Here is a 3525-nt window from a genome sequence, read left to right as displayed (position 1 = left end):
CCCTCCCAAGATTCGATCTGCGCAGCCATGCGATCCAACTCGTCTCCATCCACCGCTGTGGCATACAAAGTCGCCTCGATCTCTGCGTCCGTTGTTCCAAACCTGTGCTGTGCAATGTCGCGCACTGGGTACTTGATTGCCTCAAGCTCTTGCGCCAGCTTCTCGCGCATTTCTACTTGAACGGCACCCCTGCAAATCACAAAAAAGCGATAGGTCGCCTCACTCGTTTCTTCATCTATGGGGCTTCGGTTGATCCGGTTGACCAATGGCCGCAATAGCGTGTTGCTCGCCAACACGAACAGCGCCACAAGTAACGCCTCCGCCGCCAGATTGGCCCCTGCCAGCACGCCCACCGCAGCAGAACCCCAGAGCGTCGCGGCCGTGTTAAGGCCAGTGATGTTTGCACCTTCCTTCATGATTGCACCTGCGCCCAGGAAACCTATACCAGACACCACATACGCTGCGATGTGCACGATGCCAGAGTGGCCTTCAAGCCGATTGGCCAAAACGATGAATGCCGCAGCCCCCACAGACACTAGCGTATTGGTCCGTAACCCTGCTGTGCGCTGCCGAATCTGGCGCTCCACTCCAATCAAGCTCCCAAGCGAAAATGCGACGGACAAACTGACGAAAGCATTGAGCAGAAAGTGCGGGTCAAAGTTACTAATCGCGTCCACGTTAAAAGCTCCAATGCGGTTGATTCTCACTAGCCAGCCATTGGCTGCGTTTTGCGGCAATTCTTTACAAAACAATGCGAGTTTATGGGCAATAAACTTGTTTACAGGGTTGACTCAGGCAACTGTCAATCGGAAAATACGCGCACCTCAACAACGGAGTTCTCTCCATGGAATCTGGCCCTAGTACCTGTTCGCCGAAGGCGAACACTCCAGCGCGTACGTAAGCGGCCATTTTCCGCGTCGTCCCGCTGGTTTCAGCAGGACGATGTGTTGCAGTTCTCTCATCTGGTGCCAGTTCTTGGTTCCGGGGCACATCTCCTCACTTTGTTTGAATTAGCGCATTTCGGTTGCGCCGACGGTCTCGCCTGAGCGCTTTCGGTTGCATATGACTTGCGCTCGTCGGCGTCGACCCCACTGGGTCGCTGCCAAAGGAGTTGCTATGAAATTCATCATTCACTTTGCTGCCAATGCCCTAACCCGGCTTTGGCAATTCGCCATTGATGACCAGTCCAAAGCTGACGAGCATCACGACCCTGTTGCCGCAGCTCCGCGTGGCCCGCTGCTGTCCATCCTGACTAACACCAACTGAACGATCCAATCAAGAATCTAGGAGAAATACCATGAACGACACAATAAAGGTCGGCTCCAGTGCAGTGCTTGATAGTGCCCATGTAGGAGATATTCGCGGAGCCTTTGGCACTATCAAACTGGGGGATACCGGTGCGCGTACTACATGGAAACAGCGCTGGCACACCTTACTGGCAATACTTGGTCCCGGTCTGATAGTGATGGTAGGAGACAACGATGCGGGTGCCTTCGGCACCTATACGCAGGCTGGACAAAACTACGGCACGTCCTTGCTATGGACTCTCTTGTTGCTTGTACCTGTTCTTTATGTCAACCAGGAGATGGTTCTTCGCCTGGGAGCCGTCACGGGAGTTGGGCATGCGCGGCTGATTTTTGAGCGCTTCGGGAAATTCTGGGGCGCGTTCAGCGTCGTCGATCTTTTCCTGCTCAATGCATTGACCATCGTTACCGAATTCATCGGCATCAGCCTCGGCCTGGATTACCTGGGCGTCTCCCGCATATGGGGTGTCGCAATCGCTGCACTGATCATCATCGGAGCTGCCAGCACCGGAGACTTTCGTCGCTTTGAACGATTCTCCTTGTTTCTCGTTTTTGCGAGTCTGCTGCTGATTCCCATCGTGATCATGGTCCATCCGACCCCCAGCCAGATCGCCCACGACTTCTTTGTGCCTCAAATGCCCAAGGACAGTAAGCTGAGCGAGGTCATGCTGCTGATTATCGGGATTGTTGGGACCACCGTTGCTCCCTGGCAATTGTTCTTTCAGCAAAGCTACGTCATCGATAAGCGCATCACCCCTCGATTCATCCGATATCAACGCATGGATCTTTGGCTGGGCATCTTCCTGGTGGTTGTGGGTGCCGTTGCGATGATTGCCTTTGCCGCTCAGACCTTTGGTGGACAGCCGGAATTCGGCAACTTCACCGACGCACTGGGTGTCGCCAATGGACTGGAGAAATACTATGGCCGCGTACCTGGCGTTTTCTTCGCCATCGCGCTCATCGACGCATCCATCATCGGTGCTTTGGCTGTTTCACTCTCTACAGCGTATGCCATTGGAGACACGCTTGCCGTGAAGCACTCCCTGCACCGCAAGCCCAGCGACGCCAAAGCCTTCTATGCGGTCTATATTGGCCTGATCATCGTTGCAGCTGCCTTGGTGCTCACACCCGGCACACCACTGGGATTGCTCACTAATCTGGTCCAGACCCTGGCTGGGGTTCTGTTGCCAAGCGCCACGGTCTTCCTGCTCTTGTTGTGCAATGACAAGGCCGTTTTGGGTCCTTGGGCCAATTCAAAGAGGCTCAACTGGTTCACTGCCGCCATCATTGCCGTGCTGGTAATGCTCTCGGTGATTCTTACCGCTGCGGTGCTGTTTCCGGACATCAGCGACGCGCACATCCTGGGGGTGCTGATCGGCGGCACCGTCATCGGCGCGGTCCTGGCTTTCGCAGTCAAGCTCTACGAGCGCAAACAAGGCGTTCAAGCTATCGAGGACAACCTTCCGGCAATGACCCAAGCAGAGCGTGACAACTGGCGCATGCCCGCGATGGAAACCCTTGCCCCCGCGCGGTTGAGCCTATCGAGCCGCATGTGGATGCTGGTGCTGCGCGGGTACCTCGTGATCGCCGCTGGGCTTCTGATTGTCAAGCTCATTGTGCTGGCCGTGGCGAGTTAAGCGCCGCGCTGTGTAAGAAGCAGCATAAATGACCGTTTATAGGCTCGCTGTCCGTTGTTCAGTTTTATCCCATTTGCTTTGTACCACTACCGCTATTTCTCTGGGTAGGTTGTGTGCCTGCTAGCGATTGGTCTGGCTCAATGCTGCTGACCTGCCCACAGAAATCACACTACTGGCCTGCCCGTAAGCTGACTGTGGTGGATGACTCTTAACAGCCCATGGCGGGTGCTCGATTTGATGAAGTGGCAGCTACATAGCTGCCTGTCGATCCCCGGTTGTCAATGACGGGTCTGGAGCAGCCAGATCACAAATGGCAAATACCGGTAAGTGCCTGTTGCAGCCGTTCAGACCCGCAGTCCAACGGTGCCAATATTCGGTTGAGGCCCAACATCCAGCACGACTCCACCGGCGGTTTTCAATTGCAAATAATCTGAGTCAGCGGCGACGGAATGCGAGTCGGTCGCTACGATTGCAAGTTCATTTGCAAATAATGTGAGTCTGACTGTGCGGTCAGTTGCAAATAATCTGAGTCGGAAAAGCCGCTGATTGCAAGTCGGGCCGTTTTCAAACGCGAGTCACTACAC

At 54.9% G+C, this 3525-nt stretch carries 3 protein-coding genes; 2 read left to right on the top strand and 1 reads right to left on the bottom strand.

Annotation, left to right across the window (positions count from 1 at the left end):
• Positions 1 to 677 (bottom strand): MgtC/SapB family protein (locus tag L880_RS0125435; protein ID WP_043330703.1); only part of this gene is annotated, 677 nt, incomplete at its 3' end.
• A gap of 439 nt (positions 678 to 1116) precedes the next feature.
• Here L880_RS0125435 and L880_RS35950 point away from each other — a divergent pair.
• Together L880_RS35950 and L880_RS0125430 are read left to right on the top strand one after the other, a co-directional pair.
• Positions 1117 to 1266 (top strand): hypothetical protein, encoded by a 150-nt coding sequence (locus tag L880_RS35950; protein WP_157463073.1) that lies wholly within the window; start codon positions 1117 to 1119, stop codon positions 1264 to 1266.
• A gap of 31 nt (positions 1267 to 1297) precedes the next feature.
• On the top strand, positions 1298 to 2941 hold the full coding sequence (locus L880_RS0125430) for an NRAMP family divalent metal transporter (RefSeq protein WP_027478006.1): 1644 nt from the start codon (positions 1298 to 1300) through the stop codon (positions 2939 to 2941).
• The last annotated feature ends 584 nt before the right edge of the window (positions 2942 to 3525 follow it).

Origin of the sequence: Curvibacter gracilis ATCC BAA-807, from assembly GCF_000518645.1 — a bacterium.
GTDB classification, from domain to species: Bacteria; Pseudomonadota; Gammaproteobacteria; order Burkholderiales; family Burkholderiaceae_C; genus Curvibacter; species Curvibacter gracilis.
This window is presented reverse-complemented; position numbering and strand designations above follow the sequence as displayed.